The 24,341-nt window shown below is 37.6% G+C and carries 23 protein-coding genes and 1 riboswitch; of the genes, 3 read left to right on the top strand and 20 right to left on the bottom strand.

Features of this window, described 5'->3' with window-relative positions; translation table 11 throughout:
* Positions 1 to 5: 5 nt before the first annotated feature.
* From ACOZIR_RS16645 to ACOZIR_RS16635, 3 genes are all read right to left on the bottom strand, one after another.
* Positions 6 to 4,211: a tetratricopeptide repeat protein gene (locus tag ACOZIR_RS16645; RefSeq protein WP_421535714.1), complete on the bottom strand. Its 4,206-nt coding sequence runs from the start codon at positions 4,209 to 4,211 to the stop codon at positions 6 to 8.
* A 167-nt stretch (positions 4,212 to 4,378) separates the two neighbouring features.
* Entirely contained in the window at positions 4,379 to 5,620 is a 1,242-nt protein-coding gene (locus ACOZIR_RS16640; protein ID WP_045294350.1) for an MFS transporter, read from the bottom strand.
* Positions 5,621 to 5,922: 302 nt separating this feature from the next.
* A complete protein-coding gene (locus tag ACOZIR_RS16635) occupies positions 5,923 to 6,210 on the bottom strand; it encodes a hypothetical protein (RefSeq protein ID WP_013056176.1) in 288 nt (95 codons plus the stop codon).
* A gap of 276 nt (positions 6,211 to 6,486) precedes the next feature.
* Here ACOZIR_RS16635 and cspD point away from each other — a divergent pair, with 276 nt between their 5' ends.
* Positions 6,487 to 6,690, top strand: coding sequence for a cold-shock protein CspD (gene cspD, locus ACOZIR_RS16630; RefSeq protein ID WP_013056175.1), 204 nt, complete (start codon positions 6,487 to 6,489; stop codon positions 6,688 to 6,690).
* Positions 6,691 to 6,749: 59 nt separating this feature from the next.
* Here the strand turns inward: cspD and ACOZIR_RS16625 are convergent, their stop codons facing one another.
* The 3 genes from ACOZIR_RS16625 to ACOZIR_RS16615 are packed head-to-tail and all read right to left on the bottom strand — an operon-like array spanning position 6,750 to position 7,944.
* The gene (locus ACOZIR_RS16625) at positions 6,750 to 7,022 is read right to left on the bottom strand and encodes a DUF2564 family protein (protein WP_013056174.1); all 273 of its coding nucleotides are present in this window, start codon (positions 7,020 to 7,022) and stop codon (positions 6,750 to 6,752) included.
* Between the two features lie 56 nt (positions 7,023 to 7,078).
* Positions 7,079 to 7,261, bottom strand: coding sequence for a zinc-finger domain-containing protein (locus ACOZIR_RS16620; RefSeq protein ID WP_013056173.1), 183 nt, complete (start codon positions 7,259 to 7,261; stop codon positions 7,079 to 7,081).
* Positions 7,262 to 7,290: 29 nt separating this feature from the next.
* Entirely contained in the window at positions 7,291 to 7,944 is a 654-nt protein-coding gene (locus ACOZIR_RS16615) for a ribonuclease H family protein (RefSeq protein WP_328120071.1), read from the bottom strand.
* A gap of 219 nt (positions 7,945 to 8,163) precedes the next feature.
* On the opposite strand from ACOZIR_RS16615, the gene ACOZIR_RS16610 reads away from it, so the two are divergent.
* Positions 8,164 to 8,562, top strand: coding sequence for a reverse transcriptase-like protein (locus ACOZIR_RS16610; RefSeq protein WP_033578453.1), 399 nt, complete (start codon positions 8,164 to 8,166; stop codon positions 8,560 to 8,562).
* Between the two features lie 6 nt (positions 8,563 to 8,568).
* Here ACOZIR_RS16610 and ACOZIR_RS16605 read toward each other — a convergent pair whose 3' ends face one another.
* The 10 genes from ACOZIR_RS16605 to ACOZIR_RS16560 form a co-directional block, all read right to left on the bottom strand.
* Positions 8,569 to 8,844 (bottom strand): DUF6123 family protein, encoded by a 276-nt coding sequence (locus ACOZIR_RS16605; RefSeq protein WP_028414033.1) that lies wholly within the window; start codon positions 8,842 to 8,844, stop codon positions 8,569 to 8,571.
* Positions 8,845 to 8,905: 61 nt separating this feature from the next.
* Entirely contained in the window at positions 8,906 to 9,367 is a 462-nt protein-coding gene (locus ACOZIR_RS16600) for a divergent PAP2 family protein (protein WP_013056169.1), read from the bottom strand.
* Positions 9,368 to 9,497: 130 nt separating this feature from the next.
* Positions 9,498 to 9,812 carry a hypothetical protein gene (locus ACOZIR_RS16595; RefSeq protein ID WP_013056168.1) on the bottom strand — a complete coding sequence of 105 codons (315 nt, stop codon included), beginning with the start codon at positions 9,810 to 9,812 and terminating at the stop codon, positions 9,498 to 9,500.
* A gap of 105 nt (positions 9,813 to 9,917) precedes the next feature.
* The gene (locus ACOZIR_RS16590) at positions 9,918 to 10,175 is read right to left on the bottom strand and encodes a DUF2533 family protein (protein WP_013082381.1); all 258 of its coding nucleotides are present in this window, start codon (positions 10,173 to 10,175) and stop codon (positions 9,918 to 9,920) included.
* Positions 10,172 to 10,945 (bottom strand): nucleotidyltransferase domain-containing protein, encoded by a 774-nt coding sequence (locus ACOZIR_RS16585; protein ID WP_045294346.1) that lies wholly within the window; start codon positions 10,943 to 10,945, stop codon positions 10,172 to 10,174. Before ACOZIR_RS16585 ends, ACOZIR_RS16590 begins: the two co-directional genes overlap by 4 nt.
* A gap of 5 nt (positions 10,946 to 10,950) precedes the next feature.
* Complete coding sequence (locus tag ACOZIR_RS16580; protein ID WP_045294340.1) at positions 10,951 to 14,568, bottom strand: dynamin family protein; 3,618 nt, start codon at positions 14,566 to 14,568, stop codon at positions 10,951 to 10,953.
* Between the two features lie 384 nt (positions 14,569 to 14,952).
* Positions 14,953 to 15,510, bottom strand: coding sequence for an isoprenylcysteine carboxyl methyltransferase family protein (locus ACOZIR_RS16575; RefSeq protein WP_328119997.1), 558 nt, complete (start codon positions 15,508 to 15,510; stop codon positions 14,953 to 14,955).
* Between the two features lie 5 nt (positions 15,511 to 15,515).
* Entirely contained in the window at positions 15,516 to 16,601 is a 1,086-nt protein-coding gene (locus ACOZIR_RS16570) for a type III polyketide synthase (protein ID WP_328119996.1), read from the bottom strand.
* A 224-nt stretch (positions 16,602 to 16,825) separates the two neighbouring features.
* Positions 16,826 to 17,368, bottom strand: a complete 543-nt coding sequence (locus ACOZIR_RS16565) for a GNAT family N-acetyltransferase (RefSeq protein WP_045294336.1) — start codon at positions 17,366 to 17,368, stop codon at positions 16,826 to 16,828.
* 444 nt (positions 17,369 to 17,812) lie between these two features.
* Positions 17,813 to 19,237 carry an NAD-dependent succinate-semialdehyde dehydrogenase gene (locus ACOZIR_RS16560; RefSeq protein ID WP_421535713.1) on the bottom strand — a complete coding sequence of 475 codons (1,425 nt, stop codon included), beginning with the start codon at positions 19,235 to 19,237 and terminating at the stop codon, positions 17,813 to 17,815.
* A gap of 130 nt (positions 19,238 to 19,367) precedes the next feature.
* On the opposite strand from ACOZIR_RS16560, the gene ACOZIR_RS16555 reads away from it, so the two are divergent.
* Positions 19,368 to 20,228 carry a LysR family transcriptional regulator gene (locus tag ACOZIR_RS16555; protein ID WP_328119994.1) on the top strand — a complete coding sequence of 287 codons (861 nt, stop codon included), beginning with the start codon at positions 19,368 to 19,370 and terminating at the stop codon, positions 20,226 to 20,228.
* A gap of 33 nt (positions 20,229 to 20,261) precedes the next feature.
* Here the strand turns inward: ACOZIR_RS16555 and ACOZIR_RS16550 are convergent, their stop codons facing one another.
* The 4 genes from ACOZIR_RS16550 to ACOZIR_RS16535 all read right to left on the bottom strand — a co-directional run bounded on the left by ACOZIR_RS16550 (position 20,262) and on the right by ACOZIR_RS16535 (position 24,247).
* Entirely contained in the window at positions 20,262 to 20,453 is a 192-nt protein-coding gene (locus ACOZIR_RS16550) for a hypothetical protein (protein WP_328120077.1), read from the bottom strand.
* 67 nt (positions 20,454 to 20,520) lie between these two features.
* Positions 20,521 to 21,831: a nucleobase:cation symporter-2 family protein gene (locus tag ACOZIR_RS16545; RefSeq protein ID WP_328119993.1), complete on the bottom strand. Its 1,311-nt coding sequence runs from the start codon at positions 21,829 to 21,831 to the stop codon at positions 20,521 to 20,523.
* 1 nt (position 21,832) lies between these two features.
* The gene (locus ACOZIR_RS16540; RefSeq protein ID WP_045294328.1) at positions 21,833 to 22,426 is read right to left on the bottom strand and encodes a xanthine phosphoribosyltransferase; all 594 of its coding nucleotides are present in this window, start codon (positions 22,424 to 22,426) and stop codon (positions 21,833 to 21,835) included.
* 104 nt (positions 22,427 to 22,530) lie between these two features.
* Positions 22,531 to 22,632: riboswitch (purine riboswitch) on the bottom strand.
* A gap of 97 nt (positions 22,633 to 22,729) precedes the next feature.
* Positions 22,730 to 24,247: a carboxypeptidase M32 gene (locus tag ACOZIR_RS16535; protein ID WP_328119992.1), complete on the bottom strand. Its 1,518-nt coding sequence runs from the start codon at positions 24,245 to 24,247 to the stop codon at positions 22,730 to 22,732.
* Positions 24,248 to 24,341 lie beyond the last annotated feature (94 nt).

Here is a 24,341-nt window from a genome sequence, read left to right as displayed (position 1 = left end):
TTTTTTTATCTTCTTACCGTTAATCCTTTTAGTTCATCGTCTTCCATAGCCATTTCATAAAATTCTCCCGTTTCATCGTGCGCTAAAACATAATCCAACTCTTCCTGAGCAGAAGCAGTTTTTCCAAGAACAGCTAGATAGCATGCCAAGTTATAGCGAATAAAAAGGTCTTCGTCTCCACTTTCTACTCTGGTTATCATAAGCGAAGCTGCTGCTTCTGTTTCACCTTCTAAATGATACGCGATACCTAAATCGGTATACATCCCTTCATACTCTTGACGCTGTTCAATTGCTTTTTGAAGAAGCTGAACAGTTTCATGATAACGTTCTGTTTTATTATACAGTTTTGCTAGTCCTGCATATATGTCAGGCTGATAAATCTCCTGCTGAAGTAATTCTTGAAAAGCTGCCTCGGCTTTTTCTACTTCTTCAAGGTTACTCAAAATAAATGCTCGGTATATCTGCAAATCTATATGATATGGCTGCTGTTTGAGAAGTTTTTGAACTAAGTTTAGCGCTTCATGTGCAACCTGTTCATTTTCATGGATATTAACGAGTATATTGGCTAAATGATAGGCAACATCAAAATCCCAGCTTTGATGCAGCGATTTTTTCAGCACGGTGATGCTATCTTCAATTAATCCTTTCTCTTCGTAAAAAGCCGCAAATGCATGTACAGCCTCTTTATTATTCCTATCCGTTTTTATAGCAAGTTCATACAGTTCAATCGTTAAGCCAAGCAGCGTAATCGTTTTTGCTTTTGCTTTGAATTTGGCTAAGCTTCGTTTGAAGATAGATCCTTGCTGCTCTTCTACGATCGAATCAGCATACTCATTTAAAACCTCGGCTGCATTTTTAAATAACAAGCTTTTGCTTTGTTTTTCCATTTTTATCTTTTTTAAATCTGCCGTAAGCCCGGACAGTTTTTTTCCATTTGGAAAGCTAGACATGAATGTTTGAAATAGAGCGTAATCTTCCGGATCCCCACTTAGCAACTCTGTAAGAATTTTTCTAGCTTCTTCATATCTCTGCTCCATGATGAGCCATTTTGCCTGATGATGGCGAATAGCAGGATTCTGTGAATCCAGTTCAAGGGCCTTCTCTAGATACGTTTCAGCCTGTGAAATGTCTCCTTTTAAGCGATACACATGAGCCTGGCTGTCAGCGAGCCATTGAGGCAGCACAATTTCCTCTACGCTCTTTAATACCTCTAACAGCTCTTCATACTCTTTCTCTGTTTCACAAAGTGAAGCTGCGTGCTCAACGTTTACTTCCATAGGATTCAGCTGTATCCATTGCAGCAGCCAATTTCTTTCAGCCGTACGATTTTGTTCTTCACAAGCCATTTCAGCAAGCTTCATACAAGCGGCTTCAAATGTTTTATCAAGAGTTAAGCATTTTTGAAAGGCTTGTTTTGCTTCAGTAATGCGATTCATTGATTGATATATTTCACCTAACCGATAATATGGCAAAGCATCTTGCTTGATACGAAGCGCTTGATGATAAAGTTTCTCACTTTTGGTTAGCTGCTTGGCTTGTTCGTATAATATGCCTAAATAGCACATGTACAAAATCTCATCAGGGTGCTCTTGATGTTCTGCGGTTAAAAACTTAATTCCACGAGTCAGTAAAGCCGTCTCTTCTAAATAACCCGTATATGCTTCTAACACTTCATCTAACGCTGTTTGAGCAAAATGAATTCCTTCTTCATAAAGAGCAAATCCAAACTCTATCGTTTGATTGTCTAGCTCCTTTTGTTTTGCTGCATCCAAAAGCATGCTGCCTGCATCCAACATGACGTCGCTGTTCGATGAAAACTTCTGCGCAATAAGCGTGAGCGTATCAACGGCCGTTAAATGTTCACCTGTTTCTAAATACGCATAAGATAAGCCCAAATACATAAGGGCATCTTCCTCTATTTTTAAGCCTTCTTTATACAGAGCAATAGCTTCTTCGTACCTTTGATTCGCGACGTATAAATCGCCTAGTCTTCCTCGAATTGTCATGTCGCTCGGAAGATGCTTCATGCCTTCTTTGAGATAGCTTTCAGCTTCGTCTGTTTTTTCTAGTTGATATTGTAGCAAATCAGCTATCGAAAGATATGGATAAGGAACAGTCGGCAAAAGCTGTTTAGCTATTTGAAATCCCCGGTAAGCTTTACGAAACTTTTTTAACTGTTCATCACAACGGGCTCTTTCAAACCAGCTGTGCGCATCTTTTTGGTTTTCTTTTAATAACGCGTCGAAAAGATTTCTGGCTTCTGCGTATCTTTCTTTCTCCATTAAAATAAGTCCGTGATTGATTTGTGTATAAGATTCATCGCCATACATATTTAAGGAAATAGTCGAGCATTCAAAAGCCTTTTCGAGGTTTCCTTGGTACATGTATGCAAGTGCTAAATAGCTCCAGTTCAAATGCTGCTCTACGTCTAATTGCAGCGAGCTGCGCAGTGCTTCAACAGCCTCATCATATCTCTCTTCATCCAGCGCAATTCTCCCTTTAAGATAGTGATAAAAAGAGCTATGCTTTTTGTTATCTATGTGGTGTAACAAGGAAGATGCTCCCTTACTGTCATCAAGTTTAAAATAGGCATATGCGGCGTGAAGCTTAAGATAATCATGATTGCTATATTTCTCTAACACATAATTAATACACGTACGAATATAAGCTTCGTGCTCTTTTCTGTACAAATGCTTCATACTGTAAATAGCGGCAAATGGAACATGCTCATTTGCTTTTAATAAAGAAACAAGATCGTTAATGTGCGCTTCTTCATCCGCTTCAACTAGTTCGATTAAGTCATACAGCTGACGAATAAACTCATCTTGCTCTTTAGAAAGTGAAGCGAGGTCCGCTGCCTCTTGAGAAGCAACAATTGATAAAAACCCCGAATTAGCGTAATGCTGATCAAAATTTTTATATTCTACATACGTTGGACTTAGAAAATTAGCATCTTGTACATGGAAAAGTTCAAGTTCATCATCATAGCCAAATACAACTTGAACGTGGGAAGCTTGTTCAAATTCAAGACTGACCAAAATAGGCAGCCCTTTGTCTAATAGTTCTTTAAACTGTTCAACTGTGCCCGTGAAAAACATCGCTGCAAAGCCAAGAGATTCAAAGTAGCTCACCGCAGTTGATAATTTGGATCCTAAGCCCCCGTAAATACGCGTTCCAATCTCATCCTGTGTTTTTTCGGTATGTAAAAGCCTTAACATCATACTCATACTGGCTGGCACGCAATAATTATCTTTTTGAACGATGGGCACAATGGGGAGCTTGATTGTACTGAATTTGTCGTCTGTATGCTTTCCGATTAATTTTTGATAAGGTGAATCTTTTAAACATCGCTTGGTCGAGAGCAGATGAGTAAGCTGAGATGTCTGCTGCTGTTCAAAATAAATGTCGGCGCGCAGCAGCGTAAAAAAATCTTGATAATCGTGATAAGGTAACTTTGAGTCGATAAATTCAATCGTTTCAAGCAAGAGAGAATACTCTTTTAAATCTTTTAATCGCATCACTTTATCCATATATAAAGACGGAAGCTGTGGATAGCGAATAATAGCCTCGTTAATTGTTTCAAGCGATTGTTCATGCTTCCCTTCGTACGCATATAAGTCCGCGAGCATTGCATAGCAAAAATCTCCATTCTCCTTATATGCCGTTCCTTCTTTTAAGCAGGCTTCAGCTTTCATTCTGTCGTTGAGCTGCAAATAAAAATATCCCCATCTGTCAGCCATACCCTTTTGGTTATGTGACGTTACTTGTTTCATCCACTTAGAAGCTTCATCCACTTGTTTCATTTCTAAAAGAATTCTTACCTTTAAAAAATAGATTTTCTCAAGCTGTTCCTTTTTAACTGATTCCGTATCCAGCTGAGAAATTAATAAAGAAAGTCTATCATCAGCGTCGAGTATCTTGCCTTCGCGCAGGAGATCATCGCAATAAAGAGTCACCATTCGAATCGAGCCAAACCGACGATAGCCATATGTCGTTAACATTCGGCTTAAACGATTTAATAAAGCCTCATCACAAAAGCGGATAAGCTCGTACAGCTCTTCTTCCGTTTGTAAGTGTGTTAACCATTCTTTCACAATCCCCGCAAGGCTCTTTGGTTGAAGGCTTTGTACTTCTTCTGTTATATACGCTACAAGATCAAATATTTGATAATGATCTACCATGCTTTTTAATTTCTGATAATTTATACTCAATTCAAAACCACCTTATTCAATAAAATAAGAACTATTGCATATGCTGTCTATAAATTGAAGTATAAGAAATTTCAAGGATTTTTTCTAGACACAATATAAATTTAAGCATATTGACGGGTCTTTAAATAGCAAAGAGCTGTCTTTTATCATAAGACAGCCCCGTAAAATCACACTTCAGCTTTCTTCAGTTTTACGCCGCCTTCAGGTTTTGGTTTGATAGCTTTTAAAACTAAAATTGCTCCTACTGCACTAATTCCTAGAGACGTCTGGAACACAGCCATGTCCGACCACTTCATAAGCAATGTATAGAGAGGAGGTCCAGCTGCTACTCCGACAAAGCGCATCGAACTGTAAAGAGACGTAATGGTTCCTCTCTCTTCCTTTTCAATTCCTTCTGTAATAAGGGCATCAAGACTGGGCAGAGCTGCTCCAATTCCAATTCCACCAAGCACTAAAGTGAATAAAATACTAAAAAGAGACGTATTAAAAAATAAAATGATGAAAGAACATGTTAACAATAAAAAGCCAAAAAAAACAGACCACTTCATAACGATTTTATTATTTCCTACTTTTTTCCCTGCCACAAAAGAAGAAATAGATAAAGCTAGCAAAGGAATAGCCATCACTAAACCTTTTTTCGTATTCACAATATGATAACGCTCCTCTAATATGGTGGATAGGTAAAATAAAACACCGAATAATACAAGCATAATAATGGCGCCTAAAATAAAAATAGCCATAAGCCATCCAATATTTTCTTTGAGCGTCTTCTTCAAATCCTTTAAAAACTGCGTAATATTTTTCTTTTTTTGTTCAGATTCAGAAGAGCTATCATTTTTCGGAACTTTTACTAAAAAGATAACCAAAAGAATCGAAATAAGGCAAAGAATAGGAATGAACCAAAAAGGCAGAAACCAAATCATAGCCGCTAAAAAAGCTCCCAGTATTGGGCTTAGTACTTTCCCAAACGTATTAGCTGTTTCAATTAAACCTAGTCCTTTTGTAATTTCTTGCTCGTCTTTGAACATATCTCCTACACAAGGCATCACAACAGGCATAGCTCCTGCTGAACCTATTCCTTGAATCGCTCGGCCAATTAAGATAACCCAGAAAGGATTGGCCATTTGCCATGAAGCCCAGCCTGTTAAAGCCCCTCCTACTGCAGCAAGCAGCAAACTAGGAATAATAATTTTCTTGCGGCCGAATCGATCTGATAAATAACCAGCAATCGGGATTAAAAAAATAGCGAAAATTGAGTAGACCGTGATAATCATGGATACCTGCAGCGAGCTTATCTGTAGACGTTTTTCAATCACCGGCAATACCGGAATTAACATTGAATTTCCGAGGGTCATGATAAGTGGTACAGAAGCAAGAGCAAGTAAATCCAATTTTTTTCTACTTTCCATAGCGTCCTCCAAACCTTACTTCTAATTAACGTCACAATCACACGTTTTTCAATTTAATCTTTATAAAACTTCTCGTGTTCATTGATTTTAAAGCTTAACTATCTCATTACATAAGATGATGTGTATCTATATTTTTTAGCTAAAAAGGTGATTGCTATTCATGGTTTCACGGTTCTTCTTTAATTTATTGAACTTTAGTATTTATTCCTGTTAATACTTGTAAAAACACATATTTTTAATCCTATATATGAAGAAGCGTACGAGTATCTCCGTACGCTTCTTCATATATAGGCGTCATCTTGTTACACTACTTCACCTCGATGACCATCTCCATCATACATAAACTGTTTATCAATGATATGTTCGATATATATGGTTGTCAAATCACTTTTTTTCACTTGAGCTACAATTAATCCTAACGGATCACCAATGGTGAAGCTTGTTCCATTTTGAAACATTAGCAGCTGCTCATTTAAATGCAATACTCGCTTATAAATTTGCTCTTTCTCTAGGTTGCTGCGGCTCTTTGCTGCTTCGAGCGTTGAAAATAACAAAATAATTTCTTTTCCATTTACTTGTGTACGATACATACACGACCCACTCCTTATCACCGCGTTAAAATTATGCTGACTATACTTTTATTATAAACTAAATTTTCAGTTATTTTTCATCTCATAAGAAATTTTTTTAGTTATACTTATACTACGTTTACGTTAAATAAAATTCAATTTTCAGAAAAATTAAATTTTAATATTGAAATTTTATTTCTTCTTATTATATAATATAAACAATCATTTACCTCTATTGGAAATGATAATTCGAGTTTCAGCAGCATGAGGCTGCACAGTACTAGGGGGATTCAAGTTATGCAAAATGGTAAAGTAAAATGGTTCAACAATGAAAAAGGCTATGGCTTTATTGAAGTTGAAGGCGGCAGCGACGTATTTGTACATTTTTCTGCCATCCAAAGCGAAGGTTATAAATCCTTGGAAGAAGGACAAGAGGTATCTTTTGAAATTGTAGAAGGCAATAGAGGCCCGCAAGCCGCTAATGTCACTAAGCTATCATAAATAGATCTTTTTATTTTATAGTAAAAGAGACTCTTTTCCGAGTCTCTTTTTTGTTATACTTAGCGTTTGGCCTCAGTAAGCTGTTGTTCACATGTTTGAATAGACTGCATGCACTGCTGAAGAAATTGCTCGTCTACTCCTGTGCCATGGGCTTTGGCAGATTGAAGCTGTGCTTTTGCATCGTTAAGCGCATTCGTTGCCTCTTCAAGCTGCTGAGGACTCATACTCATCGTAGCTGTTCCAATCATCTTTTGAGCAGATTGAATAGACACTTCTACTTGCTTTAAATCATTATATCCTGTTGTTACTTCTTCATTTGAAAACTTATCCATTGAAAGAACACCTCCATATGGATAGAATGAAGCTGCTGCCGGCAAATTATACACGCTTACTTTTTAGTCAGCAAATCTCCATACTGCTTAATTTTTTCTCCTACGGTACACTCTTTGATACAAAACGTCTGAGCATATGTTTTGCCCTTTTCTTTATTAAACGTTTTTTTCACAAAACAATCACTACAGTAGTAATCCAATAACTCCGTTACTTCTTCTAATAATTGTTTACGTTCCACTCTCGTTCATCTCCATTTCGTTCTGTGTGTTACACTTGCTTCCTGCTAGCAATTGGTATCCCTTGAAGAGCTTGAGTAGCAAGCTGGTCAGCCTCTTCATTTTCCTTTCTTGAAATAGGCTCATATACCGGTCGGATACCAAGTTCCTGCATTTTATCTTCTATTCGATCTAAGTACCGATTAAACTCTTCTTCGAAACAGGGCCACTCCCCAGCCAGCTGATTTAATACAACCTGAGAGTCACCTCTAAACGTTACCGTTATATGATGAACACCAAGTTCCTCAAGCTCTTGTATTAAATAATAAAAAGCAGCATACTCCGCCTCATTATTTGATTCAATCTCTTGCAGTCTTGAGTTGCGTCGTATTCGGTAAGACTGGTTGTTCTGTTTAAAATAAATCACAACCCCAAGCCCCGCTAAAAGCGTATCGTGCTCATACCCTCCGTCAAAATATGCCACAATATCGTGAGGCTCTGTCTGTACTTCCTGTAAGAGCTTTTTCGCTTCTTTTACAGTCCATTTTTGCTGCTGCTCATCAAGTAGAAAAATTTCCTTCGTTCGACCTGTTTTTTCTAAATCACCCACAATCATTAGCGCCTCATTCGCATCTGTGAAATCGGACGTGAAAACTAACTGTTTATGTTTCGAGGATTTATAATGCCATTCAATTTGGAAATTCATAACGAGCATTCCTTTCATCAGCAATTTTGAATTCAACACTTTTTCTGCTTTTTTGTATTTTATCTTCTATTATGTCTTTTCATGACAGTTTTCTTACCTAATAAGCGGATTTTAGCGTTTATACGTGCTAATATAAAATAGCTGAAGTACTTATGATACAATACTATTGATGAAAAAACATGGTTTAAGCTTATATTGTTTTAACAAGGAGGCTGTATGATGATTGAAGTTTATATAGATGGAGCCACTGCTGGCAACCCTGGTCCTTCTGGAGCTGGTATTTTAATTAAAGGAAATGGTGAACATCATCGTTACGCTATTGCTCTTGGGACAATGACGAATCATGAAGCAGAGTACCATGCACTTCTTCATGCATTAAAAATTTGTTTAGAAAAAAAGTATACGAGCGTATCTTTTCGAACGGACTCTCAGCTAGTAGACCGCGCGATGAACCAAGAATACGTTAAAAATAAAGCGTTTGCTCCTTTACTGGAAGAAGCCCTCAAATTGTCCAGTCAATTTGATTTATTTTTTATAAAGTGGATTCCTAGTTCTCAAAATGCAGGTGCTGATCAGCTGGCCAGACAAGCCATTAATCAAAAAGAAGCAGGAATGTAATCCTGCTTAAATCATACCTGATGACTTTAAATATTGAATGGCTTGTTTTTGATTACTAATACGATTTGATGTCAAATTCTCGAGGAGCGATACAAAAAAACTGCCGTCAAATTCTTTTTGTACTTTTAGTGTCCATTCAATTGTAAATATGACCATCTCGTCAGCTGCACGCGTATACTGCTGACCAAATGAAATAAATCCACGTGCATCTTCTGCTAAATAAAAGCCTTTTTCTTCAAGATAAAGAAGATACTCTTCAACGGTTTGAGCTGTTTTTGTCACTTTTTCGTCCCATCCTTTTGCAAAGGTTCTTCTTTATCTTAGCTTACTTTTGGCTATTTGACTATGATTTCCCTTCTAAAAAATAGCCGATTGCTCCAAGTGCTACTCCTAGAATGGCTCCGCCAATCACTTCTTCGGGCTGATGCCCAAGCATTTCTTTCAAGCGCTGTTCCGTCAAATCGTGAAAGCCTCCGTCCGGAAGACCCGCAAGCTTTTCAATTTCTTCATCTAACGTATTCACTTTAATAGTAATTTCGCCAGTCTGCCTTCGAATTCCTTGTGCATCGTACATTACAATAATTCCAAAAACAGATGCTAACGCAAAGTCAATCGTAGAAACACCTCTTTTTAACGCTACATAGGTAGCTAAAGAAGATACGCCGGCTGAATGAGAGCTTGGCATTCCACCCGAAGCAGCAATCATCCGCATATCCCATTTTCCTGTTTGATACTTTTTAATTGGGATTTTTAAGGCTTGGGCTAAACCGATTGATGAAAGAGCAATGACAATTCCTTTATTCATATTGCTTCACCTCATCTATAGTTTGCGATGGATTGACACCTCGTACCCCAGCAAATATTGCCCAACAAAAAACGCCGGGCTAATCTGCTGATAGAGCAGACTAATCCCAGCGCTTTTGGAAACAGTTCTGTTATTTTTTACGCTTTTTTTGTGCAGCATTATTCATTTTGGCAGATTCAACTTCAGCATAAGAGCCGAATTCTTGTCCATATTGATTATTTGCACTTTTATTAGCTTCTAACTTCTTGTTAACAGAATTGTTTTGGTTTTGTTGCACGTTGAACTCAGAAGCAAACTCCCCAGCATAAGTGTCATTTGCACTTTTTGCACGCTTTGCTTTTTGAGCCTGATTTGCTTTAAACTCAGAAGAGAACTCTTGGTTATAATTATGCTTTGCATTGTTATTCGCTTGCGCATTTTTATTACCTAATTTTTGACGACCCATCGCTATCTCCTCCTATTTGTACCTCGTTGGTACACTATTAGTATGGATCAAGCGGCTCGTCATATCCTGTTCAAATTAAGGTAAAAACACCAGAGCTTAGCACGTTTATATTCTTGCTACGTACTCTTTAACCATTTCTTCTGTCACTACTTTACGACCTGGAATGATGGTGTATTTTTGAGACAGCTCATTAATTTCTGCTGTTACAGCATTAATACCGTCTACAGAAAATGGCTTTCCTTCTTTACACAAAAGCACAGCTGCTTCAATAGCTTGCTCGCGTCGAGCTTCCAAGCTGGCAAAAGCACGTACTAATTCGTGTTGTTTTTTAGAATGGGCTGAAATTTCTTTATGTACACTCATGTTCTTTCCTCCATTATATGATGCTGAGTTAGTAAAAATAAGTTAATGTCCTCATAACTGATTTGTTTTTCCGGTAATTCTTTTAAGCTTTTTTCTATCGCTGCAGCTTCTTTCTTAATGCTATCCAAAAAGTTTTTCATCTTTTCATTAAAAGCAACTTTTCCGCTTATCTTGCATTGTACAAACTGCTCAATAATGGATTGCTCTCTATCGTCAAGGTTTGCCTGCTTACATAAATCGGCAAATAAAATGACAGGTAAACTGCGCTGTTTTACTACTACTTTCAGTGATAAAAATGCACGAATCAGTTGAAGCATCACTTTTATATCCTCTATTGTAACAGAAGATGTCAGATTTCTTTTACTATTTATCGTTAAAATTTTAAAATAATGATATCCCAATGCTTTTAAGGAATATGATTGAGCCATCATTTGCCGAAGTGGCTCAGCAAACGATGGCTTCTGATAATAAACAAAAGGCGACCATAGCCACTCATAAAGCGAAGGGTTTGATTTTGTAAACAAATAAATGGTTTTGTACAAATCCCACCCTTGCATATCATAATTGCCTTCTGCTACATTAATGACCTCTTGAGGTCTATTGAGATGAAGATAGCGTGATGCTTTATATTTGTATATAAAGCGGACGTCAAAATCACTTGCTAACGTGTCGAGTCCATAAGCACGGCTGCCTGATTCACATGCAAACAAAATTTCTATGTTATATTCTTTTTCAATTTCCTGTAAACGTTTATTTATGTGTATAGACATAAAAATTAATGACCCTTTCTTTCCTCCAATACGTGTTCTAGCACTGTCATTGTACTTACCAATTCTTGAATTGGAAATTCTTCAGACACGGCCGCTTGCAGCTGTTTGTAATAATCATACCATTCTTCAGATACAGACTGTTTATGCGCTAAAACGTACTGATTCACTAAATGGGTATAGTGTGAATGAAGAGCGGCTTCTTCCTTCGCAATGTAGTGATTAACATCCGGCTTAATACGTTCTAATAAAGCAGCGTGAAGCTTTGTTTTCTCATTTTTTTCAAAAAAGCTTTTATTGTTTTTATACAGTGAAAGCTCTTTTTGATAAGATTCATTCTCATCAAATTGATGACTTGTCACAACTTCACTGCCATTTGGAGGCTCTAACGCGTTCAACGTTGGAGTAAACGTCGCTTCATAGCGCTGTAGCTTTGTAATGATCATTCGATGCCAGTCTTCGATTAATTTTACGATGTATTTTTCGATTCGCAAAGTGGTCGCACGCACTTCTTGAGTTGCGTCGAAGGAAATAGACGTTAACAACTCCTGCAAACACAGGCGCAGCTGCTTTTGCTTTTCACCTCGATCGTCCCTTAAGTTTGCCGGACTGAATGCTTCTTTAAAGAAGTCATCGTACCTCACAAACAGACGTTTTTTTACATAAAATAGGAGCTCTTCTAATTCTCGGTCAAACTGCTGCTGTTCATATTCAAAATGAATTTCATGCAGTTTTGCTGCTACCTGCTCATTTTTTATGTGAAGAGATTGAATGTATCGCTTTTTATCCACTTCTGATTTTGTTTGTACCTGTTTCATTTCATTAGCAACTGCTAAAATTTGTTCGAAATCTGCATAGACACTTTGGATAGCAAGCTCTGGTAATTCATAATTTATGAAGCGGTAAAACGCATTTTTAAATGGCAAAAACATTTTATCCTCGTGGTTTTGCAAAGCCTTCAGGCTTGATACTGGATATAAGCGCGGAAAGCGTATACCATACTGTTCAAGCTGCTCTTTTACGTACGTCTGAACTAACTGCAGCTCCGTATCCGAGCTGGCTAGGTCCGCTGCGTTTACTAAGAAAAACATTTTATCAAGCGCAAATACATCTTTTACACGGCCAAGCTGAATAAGAAATTCTCGGTCAGCTTTTGAAAACGCATGATTATAATACGTTACAAATAAAATGGCATCTGCATTTTTGATATACTCAAACGCTACTCCCGTATGTCTCGCATTGATTGAATCAGCTCCAGGTGTATCAACAAGCGTAATGCCTAAACGAGTAAATTCACAGTCATAATACAGGTTAATAAATTGAACAAAACACGCTTTTTCTTCCTTGGCTACATAATCATGAAATCCTTCTGTATCCACTACTACTTCTGAACCGATATGCTGCTTGACTTCGCCGTAGCCTTTTTCTACTGCCTGTAAAAAAGACAAATGCAGCTGCAGCTCTTCTGTTGCCTGCAGGGTTGGAATAATCGTTAGCGCTTCGTCAATTGATTCTACTTCATGATGAAACAGCTTAAGTGCACCATTTAAATCTTGGATCATCTGCTCGTTTGTTTTCATTTGCACAACAGCTGTTTTATGCGGCCGTTTTTCTGTTGGAGGCATAATTTTATTGATGGTTGCTGTTGTTGGGTTTGGAGATACAGGAAGTAATCTTTCTCCAATCAACGCATTAGCGAAAGATGACTTGCCGGCACTGAATGCTCCGAATAAAGCTACGGTAAACGTTTGATTGGATAGCTTTTTACGTTTTTCTTGAAGCCTGTTAATAAAGCGGTCTAACTTTCCAAATGAACGGAGCTGTTCGAGAACAGCTGATATATCTTGAAGAATCTTTTCTGTGCCTGTTTCATGCACAGCTTCCTCAGGCTGTGAAACTAACTGCTGCTCATTCGCAGCTTCCTGCTTTTCTTCAGCTTTCATGATGCCCGTTTCATATTCTTCTTGTAACATATATGACAACTCGTTTGTATCTTCTGCCGTTAGGTCGTCATCAGTTTGCTGTAAAGATTGAAGCAACGCTTTTGTACGTGCCAATTTTGCTTTCATTTCCTGAAAGGATGTATACGCTTCTTCGAATGCCTCACATTCCTGCAAATGTTGAGAAATGTTCTCACGCTTTACTTCATCTTGCTCGATTTTGCTCTGTTCGATTTGCGCATAGAGCTCGTATAATAATCGCGTGGCTTTTTTCTTAATGTGATCGGCCACATCTTTTGCGTACGTTAAAACATAATCACCATTAATCGTAGCCCCTGCCTTTACCGTTTCAATTAAATCATGCGGTTCTAACGGGATTTCAAACTGCTGAACCTGGCGTATAAGATCCGGGTCGGTAAGATTTTGATTTTTCACCAGCTCTTGTACATATTGCTGCAAGTGCCACTGCAGCTGAGAAGCTGTTCGTTCTTTCATATCATCAAAAAATAACGTCAGCCGCTCTTTTTTTACTTCCTCGGTCTTTTTCTTAGCAAATAAAAGACCTACTTTAAAATCAGGCTTTGTCGTTTCTAAAAACAGCCTAGCTTTTTCTCTCATTTCATATGGTGTTAAATTGGCGTTGCTTAGTATTCTACCTGTTTCTTGTTGGTACGTTTCTGCTAGCTGCTTTTCAGCACGCCTCATTTCAGCTTCTTTTTCGAGAAGCTGCTCTTTTTGCTGCTGATTCATTTCATGGTTCTCAAGCGTCAGCTTATGGCGCAGCTCGTCATGAATCGTTAACTTTTCTTCTTCTTGGTCTTCAATAAAGGTAAGGTGATCGTCAATTAACATTTGCATCGCATGTTGAATATGCTGATGGCGGTTTTCTTTTTCCGTCATCATAGCAAGTAATAGAGATTTTACATACGAAAGGTCATTATGACGGTTGGCTGGCTCTTTTAACGACGTATAGAAGATTCCTTCTGGTCTCACATTCCACTTTAAAAATGACGTTTCTACAGATTCTTTAAATGCTTGAAATGTTAGCTGATCTTCTTGATGTTTATCGATTTGATTTACAATTAAATAAAGCGTTTTATTAGCTTCTTGCAGCTGTTTTGCAAATTGAAGATTTAATTCTGCCTGCACATGATTATAATCCATCACGTAGAAAATAACGTCCGCTAAGTGAAGAGCTGACTCGGTTGATACACGATGCGCATCATCTGTTGAATCAATTCCCGGTGTGTCCATCACCACAACATTTTTAGGAATAGCATCTGTATCTATCGATAAATGAATGGACTCTACTTCATCTCCATCGACAGCAAACTGCTTAATTTGCTCATACTCATAAGGCGCTTCATAACGCACCGGCGGCTGCTTGCGGTAATAAACGGTTGCATGCTCATCCCCAGCTTTTACTGATACTAAGTTTGCGCTTGTTGGAATAGGACTTGCAGGCAAAATGGCTTGCCCCATTAATTCGTTAATCATGCTCGATTTCCCAGCCGAAAAATGTCCGCAAAATGCTACAACAAATTCGCCGTTCACCCACTTTTTTAACAGCTGTATTGCTTTTGCTGCCTGCTGTTCATCTCCAGCTGCTTGAAATTGCTTATGTAAATGAAAAAGAGATGCTTCCAAACGGAGATTTTCTTGATGTTTCACACTCACTTTACCCATTATTACTCTACCCCTTTTGCCTCATTCAAGACTGTATTTAAATGTTCTCTATCCATCTTTATTTCTGCTTATTCTTTCTCTATTTTACTTGATTCCCATGCGTTTTCCCATAAGAAACTGAATTTTTAGTTACAAAAACAATAAAAAAAGCTGTCAATAATTTGACAGCTTTGCATCGTACTTTTTATTCATCGCATGTATGTTACGCCTTTTGGGCTTTTTCAATATTTTTCATTACATACGTTGTGACGCCAACATATGTAGCAAGTGCTCCGATCACAAAAAGACTAACCATTACGTCCACCACCGTTTCTACTTGATGAAATTGATAATCTTTATCATTTGTTTTATCTTATCATGAAAGATAATCATTTTCAATTAGTTTTAAGATTTTTTTACAGGAAAGAAACGTCCCCTGTTTTGCATGACTTCGCCGTAATTTGTTTCATTCGTTAACGCTTGCTCTTCTAAGGGAATTCTGACGGCTAATATGCACAAATTGAAAACAGAAAAGATAGCTAACGTCCAGTATGCCTGAAACATAAGCGGAACTAACACCAATTCTGCCGCTACTACTGTATAGTTAGGGTGCTTCATAAAACGATAAGGACCTCTTAGCACAACCTTCGCATTAGGCAAGACGATAATTTTTGTATTCCAATACTTTCCTAACGAAGAAATAGCCCATATTCTTGCAAGTTGCACAAGCGCAAAAAAGCTAAACAACAAAAAAGAAAGGTGATACATTCCATCGTTTAACACATACACTTCCGTAAAAAGAGCAGCAAAAAAAGCGGCGTGCATGCTTACCATCCATTTGTAGTGACTTTGACCAGCTTCATATGCTCCCTGCTTCTTCATCCAAGCTTCATTTCTTTTGGCAATAGCCAATTCACATAGACGCTGTAAGATAATAAATACAAAAAAGCTATAAAAAAACAATCACTTTACCTCCACTCTAATAGAAGCATTTCAGAACTAAATCCAGGGCCAAGGGCTGTTAATAAACCGTATTCTTTACTCGAAATTTCTTTTTTCATAAAGCGGTCCAATACATACAAAACGGTTGCCGAAGACATGTTTCCATGGTTTTTAAGTACATCTAGGGAATCAGCAATCATATTTTCGTTTAGCGACAGCGTTGATACATATGCTTCAAGCACTTTTTTCCCTCCAGGATGAGCAACAAAATGCTTTAAATTCCTACTGGTCAAATGCTGTGTTTGTAAAAATGACTCAACTTCTCCGCCTAACCACGAATCGATAATCGTGGGAATATCTTTTGAAAAGACAACAAATAGTCCATCATTTTTAATCTCCCATCCCATTACATCTTCTGAATTAGGCATGAGCGTGGATTGCGTATGTAAAATGTAAGGATAGCTTTTTGCAAGCGCAAAAGTAGTATCTGCTTCGTCACCTGCGACTAAAGCAGCCGCTACTCCATCTGCAAATAAAGATGTACCGATTAAGTTGCTTTTTGAACGATCATTTCGCTGAAAAGTTAAGCTGCACAGCTCAATGGATAAAACAAGGACTTTAGCACGTGGAAAGGCTTTGCAATACTCATAAGCTCTTGAAAGCCCAGACGCTCCTCCAGCACACCCTAATCCCCAAATAGGAATTCTTTTTGTATGGTCTGAAAACGCAAGCTTATTCATAATTCGCGCTTCAATGCTAGGCGTAGCTAAACCGCTTGTTGAAACATAAAAAATAGCCTCAATTTCTCCACATGGCAAAGGGGTACTTACATAGTTCTTATTTGTTAAACAGTCTTCAATTGCTTTTGTACCTAATTCAACAGCAGATTCTATAAAAGCATCATTTTTTTCTTCAAATGTATGATCTTCTTGAAACCAAGATAAGTCTTTGGCAAAATTACGTTTCTCAATTTGACCATTTTGAAAAACGGTTAGCAGACGATTAATATCTTTAAACGATTCGGAAAAAAGTTCTTTTGCAAATAGCAGCGTGTCTTGCTGAGTTAATTCATAGGGGGGGACTCCAAATCCAACTGAGATAATCTTTGGCATACACTTCACCTCTTTGATTGCGTTACATTTAACATTTGTAATAGCTGGGGATTTATTCAATTCTTTTTTAGTGGAATAGAGGCGAAACACAAAAAAACTTTCCTGTAACTCAGGAAAGTCTACGTTTTGAAGAAGTGTATGTTTGTTGTGCACTTTTATTATAGCGCAAATAATCTGAATGTACAGATACAATTTATGGATTGACGAAAATAAGTGCTTATTTTTTATGAAAAGAAAATGGACATGTAGATTTCATCTACATATTCATTGTTGAAATAAGCTTGTTCTTTCATAACGCCTTCTTGTTCAAAACCTACTTTTTTATACAATTCGTATGCCACTTTATTAGAAGCAAACACAGTTAAAGAAAGTTTATGAAGATTATTTTCTTTGCACCAGTTTAACGTATAATTCATAAATTGTTTTCCTATCCCCATTCCCTGTGCTTTTGAAATAAGCCATGTACGGAAGAGCCCCGTGTGGCGCTTCATGTTAATTTCTCCTCTAAGAACACGTGCAATTCCAAGCACTTCACCCTCGACTTCAGCTACAACGTACATGTGATTGTTCTTTTCTACTGATGCAATAAAATCTTGCTCTTCTTGGACTGTGCGCGGCTCATCTTTTTGAATAAATTCTCCAGCCTCAATAATTTCTCTTACCGCTGTTGTAATATGCTCTGCATCACTTGCTTGTGCAGGGCGTATGGTGACTTCACGTCCGTCTTTCGCTTTAAATTTCACTATGTTTTTCTCTGCTGTAATCATCTATATCAACTCCTATATTTTTCACCATTCAGTACTACTATTTTGGTTCTAGCTTGCGTAATTTATCAGTGGTAAAGTTCTGCTTTTCATTTCATCTAACAAGCAATCATGTGCATTTGTTGTATTACCCACGCTTTAAACAAAGCTAAACCATTTTTGAAGTATTTATTCTTGCACAGACACCCTAGAAATGCAATTAATTGCGTTAAAGAACTATTATTTCAAATTTTCTTTACAAAAGTACATAAAAAAGAGGCTGGGACACAACGAAATCAATCCAACCTAAAGACGAACTAATGGGATTAATGAGCTAGAAGCAACGAAACACATGAAAGCGACGTCGATCTTAACAACAAAAAAATACGAACTAGCAACCAATAATTTTGATTATTAGTTGCTAGTTCGTATTTCACTTCCACTAAAATATTTTTGTCCTACTTTTTATTAAAGTCCCATTGAGATATATTTTACTTCTAAATAATCTTCAATACCGTAATGACTTCCTTCACGTCCAAGACCACTTTCTTTAAAGCCGCCGAATGGAGCTTGAGCTGCAGATGGAGAGCCATCATTTACTCCTACAATGCCGTATTCTAATTCTTCAGATACAAACGTTGCTTCTTTAATGTTTTCTGTAAATACGTAAGCCGCTAAACCATAAGGGCTATTGTTTGCTCGTTCTACGGCTTCTTCTACTGTTTTTAATGTTGCTACAGGTGCCAATGGTCCAAACGTTTCTTCAAACATGCAATTCATGTCATCAGTTACATTTGTAATAATTGTCGGCTCCATAAAGAAACCGTTTTTAGTTGTTATAGCTTGTCCGCCAACTACAACTTTAGCTCCTTTATTTTTTGCATCCGCAATTTGTGCTTTTACTTTCTCAACCGCTTTGTCGTTAATTAACGGCCCAACTTGTGTGCCTTCTTCTAATCCATTTCCTACTGTTAATTCCGCCGCTTTTGCTGCAAATTTTTCAACGAAAGCATCTGCAATGGATTCTTGTACATATACGCGGTTTGTGCAGATACATGTTTGACCTGCGTTGACAAACTTAGAAGCAATTACGCCGTTTACAGCAGCATCTAAATCTGCATTTTCTGTTACGATAAACGGTGCGTGACCGCCTAATTCCAGCGATAATTTTTTCACAGTATCAGCAGCACCGCGCATTAAATGTTTACCAACCGCTGTTGAACCAGTAAATGTTAATTTTCGGATACGTCCGTCTTTTTGCCATGTGTCGCCAATAGCTGCTGCATCTCCAGTAACAACATTGATCACACCTTTTGGAACGCCAGCTTCTTCTGCGAGCTCTACTAAACGAAATGCTGTAAATGGTGTTTCTTCAGATGGTTTTAAAACAATTGTACATCCTGCTGCAAGGGCTGGGGCCACTTTACGCGTAATCATGGCTGCCGGGAAGTTCCATGGTGTAATAGCTGCTACAACACCAACGGGCTGTTTTTTAACCGTGATCCGTTTATGCGTATGATGAGCTGGAATCGTTTCACCATATACACGCTTTCCTTCTTCAGCAAACCAAGCAATATAATCATTGCCATACTGAATTTCACCTTTTGCTTCTGCAAATGGTTTTCCTTGTTCAGTTGTCATAATTTCTGCTAGTTCATCTTTATGATTTTCAATTAGTTGATGCCATCTCATTAAAATAGCACTGCGCTCTTGAGCGGTTCTTTTCGACCATGTTTTAAAAGCTGTCGCAGCTGCATCAGCTGCAGAAGCTGCTTCCTTTGCGCCTGCCTTTGGAATTTGTCCTATAACTTCTTTTGTTGCTGGATTAATCACATCAATTTTCTCTTCTATTGTTGTCCATTCACCGTTAATATAAAGTTTGTTTGGATACATCGTTCATCCTCCTAGTTGTGTGAATTTCTTTGTGCTGTGTTAACTACACTATATACACTAGCATCTTCGTTGATTTATGAGAACTTCCCTTCTATACTATGGGTATAACAAAAGGTTATAGGTGATAAATATGAAAACAGAATGGCTTGAGTCTTTTATTGAAACAGCCAAAACAAAAAGCTTAAGCAAAGCAAGCGAACAGCTGCATATGACGCAGCCTGCACTTAGTAAGCAAATGAGAAAACTAGAAGAAGATTTAGGAGTAACATTATTTATTCGCTCCGCTACAGGAGTAGAATTAACCTCAGCGGGTGAAATTCTTTTACAAGAAGGTGAATCCATACTATCAAGCGTTCATGCTCTTCAAAAAAAATTAGTGTCTACGCAAGAAGCTTGTGATTTAACTATCGGAACGTGGCAAAGTATGGCTGCTTTTTACTTACCTTATCAACTGGCTTCTGCTAAAGACCACAATCGCCATATTGATATAAAAACCTCGCATCACTATTATGATTTGTTAGAGCAGTTAGAAAGTAATAAAATTGACGGGGCTTTATTTGATGATCGAGAGGTTCAACATACTTACTGGTCAAAACTATTATTCAAAGAAGACTTTTATTTATTTGTGAATGATCAGCACCCGTTAGCTGAAAAAGAAAACGTATCATTTGAAGATTTCAAAGAAGAACCCATCGTAGCTCTTCCCCCAGGGTGCGATGTTCGGACACTAGTAGAAAAAGCGTACAATCGTCATAACTTAAAAATCCCCATTGCCAATGAAATTGAATTTGCTCAAAGTATTATGGGATTTATTTCAGCTAATTTAGGTATTTCAATTCTCCCTGAAATTTTCATGAGCCATTTACAAAGCTCAAACATTAAAGCTTTACCCATTACAGACTTCAAATTCAAAAGAGAAATTTCATTAGTGGCAAAAAACCCTGACGTGGGGAAAATGCTTTATACACTGTTTTTCAAAACACGATCTTAATAAGAAAGATGAACAAATTGGACAAATGTTCTACTATGGACCGCTTATTACAGCTGTTGATTTCCGTGCAAGGCTCCGCTTTTCGCGGGTGGCCGGTGAGCCTCCTTGTCGCTTACGATCCTGCAGAGTCTCACCTATACCGCTTTTCCCGCAGGAGTCTTCGTCTTGCCCTCCAATCAACAATAAGAAATAACTAAATAATTTAACGCTATGTTCCCTAGACAATGAAAAGATCCGAACGATTAATCGTTCGGATCTTCTTCCACTAAAATACTTTTGTGCCAGCCTCTTTTTATTTCGATATTACTTCATTTGCTAATTTTTTTTCCACAACTTGCGTACGTGGTGATTTCATCATATTAAAGACAATATTTAAAAAGATTGCTGTAAAACTCCCCATTACAATACCGCTTCCAGTAAGAACTTGAAGACTCTCTGGTAAGTTTTTGAAGAGTTCAGGTACAACTGTCACCCCTAGGCCCATGCCAACCGAACATGCAATCACAAGAAGGTTTTCTTGTTTTGCTAAATCAACTTGACTAAGGATTTTAATACCTGAAGAGATTACCATTCCAAACATAGCTACCATTGCTCCACCAAGGACAGAGCTCGGGATAACTGTCGTCACGGCTGCGATTTTAGGTAGAAAACCCAAAACGATTAAAATTCCACTCGCTGCAAATACAACATTTCTTGTGCGAACACCTGACAATTGTAAAAGTCCTACATTTTGAGAATACGCTGTATAAGGAAATGCGTTAAAAAATCCGCCTAATAAAATCGCCAATCCTTCTGCCCGATAGCCTTTAGATAAATCTTTTTCATCCACTTCTTTTTTACAAATATCACTAACGGCAAAATAAACGCCTGTTGACTCGACAATGCCAACAAGTAAAACAAGGAACATTGTCAGAATGGCCATAATGTTAAACGTTGGCATCCCAAAGTAAAACACATGCGGCATATGAACCCACGCTTCTTCTTTTACGCCGGAAAAATCGACTTTCCCCATAAAAGACGCTGCAATTGTTCCAACAACTAATCCTAATAACACAGAGACAGAGCGCATAAATCCTTTTGTAAATCGATACAGAACAATAATTAATAGCAAAACCCCAAAACCTAAACCTAAATTGCTCAAGCTGCCAAAATCTTTACTTCCTTCTCCTCCGGCTAAATCTTTAATCGCCACAGGAATTAACGTAATTCCAATAATCGTTACAACCGAACCCGTAACTAAAGGAGGGAAAAACTTAACCAATTTACCTAGAAAAGCAGAAAGAAGGACAATGAGTAAACCAGCGACGATAATAGAACCATATATGGAGGAAACGCCGTAAGAACCTCCAATTGAAATCATAGGTCCTACGGCAGTAAACGTACACCCTAATACAACTGGAAGACCAATTCCAAAAAAACGATTTTTCCATACTTGCAGTAGCGTTGCCACACCGCACATAAATAAGTCAATCGCCACTAAATACGTAAGCTGCTGTTGAGTCAAGCCAATGGCTCCTCCAACAATAAGCGGAACAACAATCGCACCTCCGTACATAGCTAAAACATGCTGTAAACCAAGTGAAAAGACTTTTCCTTTATTCATATTAAACCTCCACTGTTGGTTTATCTTCAACAAATGTAACTTTACCATTTGATAAAGACTGAATGCGCGCTAATGATTCTACTTTAACGCCTGATTTACGAATTTGTTTCCCTCCATCTTGGAACGCTTTTTCAATAACAATACCAATGCCGCCTACTTTAGCACCTGCTTTTTGCACGATATCCATCAAGCCGAATGCTGCTTGGCCGTTTGCTAAAAAGTCATCAATAATTAAAATCACGTCATCTTCTCCAATAAATTTATCAGCAACTGAAATTTCATTTTCTTCTTTTTTTGTAAATGAATATACTTTTGATGTAATAAGTCCGTCTTGAAGTGTTAAAGATTTTCTTTTTCTAGCAAACACCATCTCAACGTTTAGCTTCAATGCGGTCATAATCGCTGGAGCAATTCCTGATGATTCAATCGTTAAAATCTTCGTAATTCCTGCATTTTCAAAGCGCGAAGCAAATTCTTCTCCAATTTCTTTCATCAGTACAGGATCCATTTGGTGGTTTAAAAATGTGTCTACTTTTAAAACCGTGTCCGATAATACGATACCATCTGTTAAAATTTTGTTTTGCAAAGCTTTCATAGTTTGTTCCTCCAACGTTTGTATTAAAAAAAGCTCAAAAACATAGCTGCACTCGTATATGAGTAGAGCAATGTTTTTGAGCTTTTACGCACAAATGTGAAAAACAAACTTCATCGCTCACCCATAGTCAAACTATTTACGGTAGTTTGGTAGATACTTACGAGCCTTATTCTCGTCATTATATGAGTGCGTTATTGAGTTAATTGTATTATATCAGCAAATCTTTTATTTGAAAATATCTAAAAACGATATTTTCGAACATTTACCTGTGATATAAAACATAATATTCGTTTATAGCACTTTTTATACGTGATAAATCTGTCCGTATTTCTCTTCTAGATATTGAATTAAATAATCTACATTTAACCCTTCGCCCGTTACATCGTTTAAAATTTCAAGAGGCTTTTTCATTTTTCCGTACTGATGAATATGTTCTGTTAACCATTTTGTAATCGGCGAAATTTCTCCTTTTTCCAATAGTTCATCATAATTAGGCAAGTCTTTTAACATGGTATGCTTAAACTGTGCTGCGTACATATAGCCCAGAGCATAGGAAGGGAAGTACCCGAAGCTTCCTCCGGCCCAGTGTACGTCCTGAAGCACGCCTTCTCCATCGTGACTTGGACGAACCCCTAAATATTCTTCGTATTTCTCATTCCAAATTTCCGGTAAATCCTCAACTTTATACTCCCCGTTTATTAATCCTTTTTCAATTTCGTAACGAATCATAATATGAAGAGGATACGTTAACTCATCTGCTTCAATACGAATAAGCGACGGTTTTGCTTCATTTACTCCTCGGTAAAAATCTTCTAAACCTACATCGTCAAATTGTTCCGGCGCATGCTTTTTTAGTACGTCGTAATGATGCTGCCAAAATGCTTTATTTTTCCCGACAAACTGCTCAAAAAACAGTGACTGTGATTCATGAATTCCCATTGAAGTACCTTCACATAGAACCGTACCAACAAGATCCTTTGAAATATTCTGCTCATATAAAGCATGGCCGCATTCGTGAATCGTTCCAAAAATAGCCGTTCGGAAATCGTTTTCGGCATATTTAGTTGTGATGCGCACATCTCCCGGATTTAAGCCAGTAGCAAAAGGATGGACTGTTTCATCAAGTCGCCCCGCTTCAAAATCATAGCCAAGTGTTTTTAACACGTCTAGACTAAATTGCTTTTGCTCTTCTTTTGGGAAAGTACGGAATAAAAATTCCGTGTTCGGCTTTGTATTTGACCCGGCGATTCGCTGAACAAGAGGCACAATATGCTCCCGTAGCTTTCCAAATACTTCGTCTAAGATTTCAACCGTCATCCCCGGTTCAAAAAGGCCCAATAAACGGTTATATTTGTTTCCTTCATACCCCCAATACTCCACAAACTTCTGATTGAACGCTACAATTTTTTCGAGGTACGGTTGAAATAAAGCAAAATCTGCTTTTTCTTTTGCGTCTTCCCAAACCGACTCAGCTTTTGAAGTTAATGTAACGTATTCTTTATATTCATGCGGAGGAATCTTTTTATTTAAGTCATATTCTTTTTTACATTCTTCCACTGCTTTTTTCGTAATATCGTTTATGTAAGGCTGTGACTCAGGATCCGTTAATTTCTCAATAAAACCTGCCATTTCATCAGAAACAGAAAGATTGAACGCTTCTGATGACATCATGCCAATAACTTCAGAACGCTGATCCGCCCCTTTTTTGGGAGCACCCGTCCTCAAATCCCAGTACATCACTCCGATTGCCTCGTGATAACTTTTGATTTTATTCATGTATTCATAAAACTGTTTCTCAATTTTCTGTATGTCTTCTCTCATTGTTTTTCCTCCTTATTTTCCTTATTTCACCATAAATTATTTTATCATAATAGTAACGGTGTGTATATAACTGAATATTCAATCTATTGTACGT

It is taken from the genome of Priestia sp. D3YE.R1, from assembly GCF_049199565.1.
Taxonomy (GTDB): Bacteria; Bacillota; Bacilli; order Bacillales; family Bacillaceae_H; genus Priestia; species Priestia aryabhattai.
Note: the sequence above shows the minus strand (reverse complement) of the source record. Positions and strands in the feature narration are given on the sequence as shown.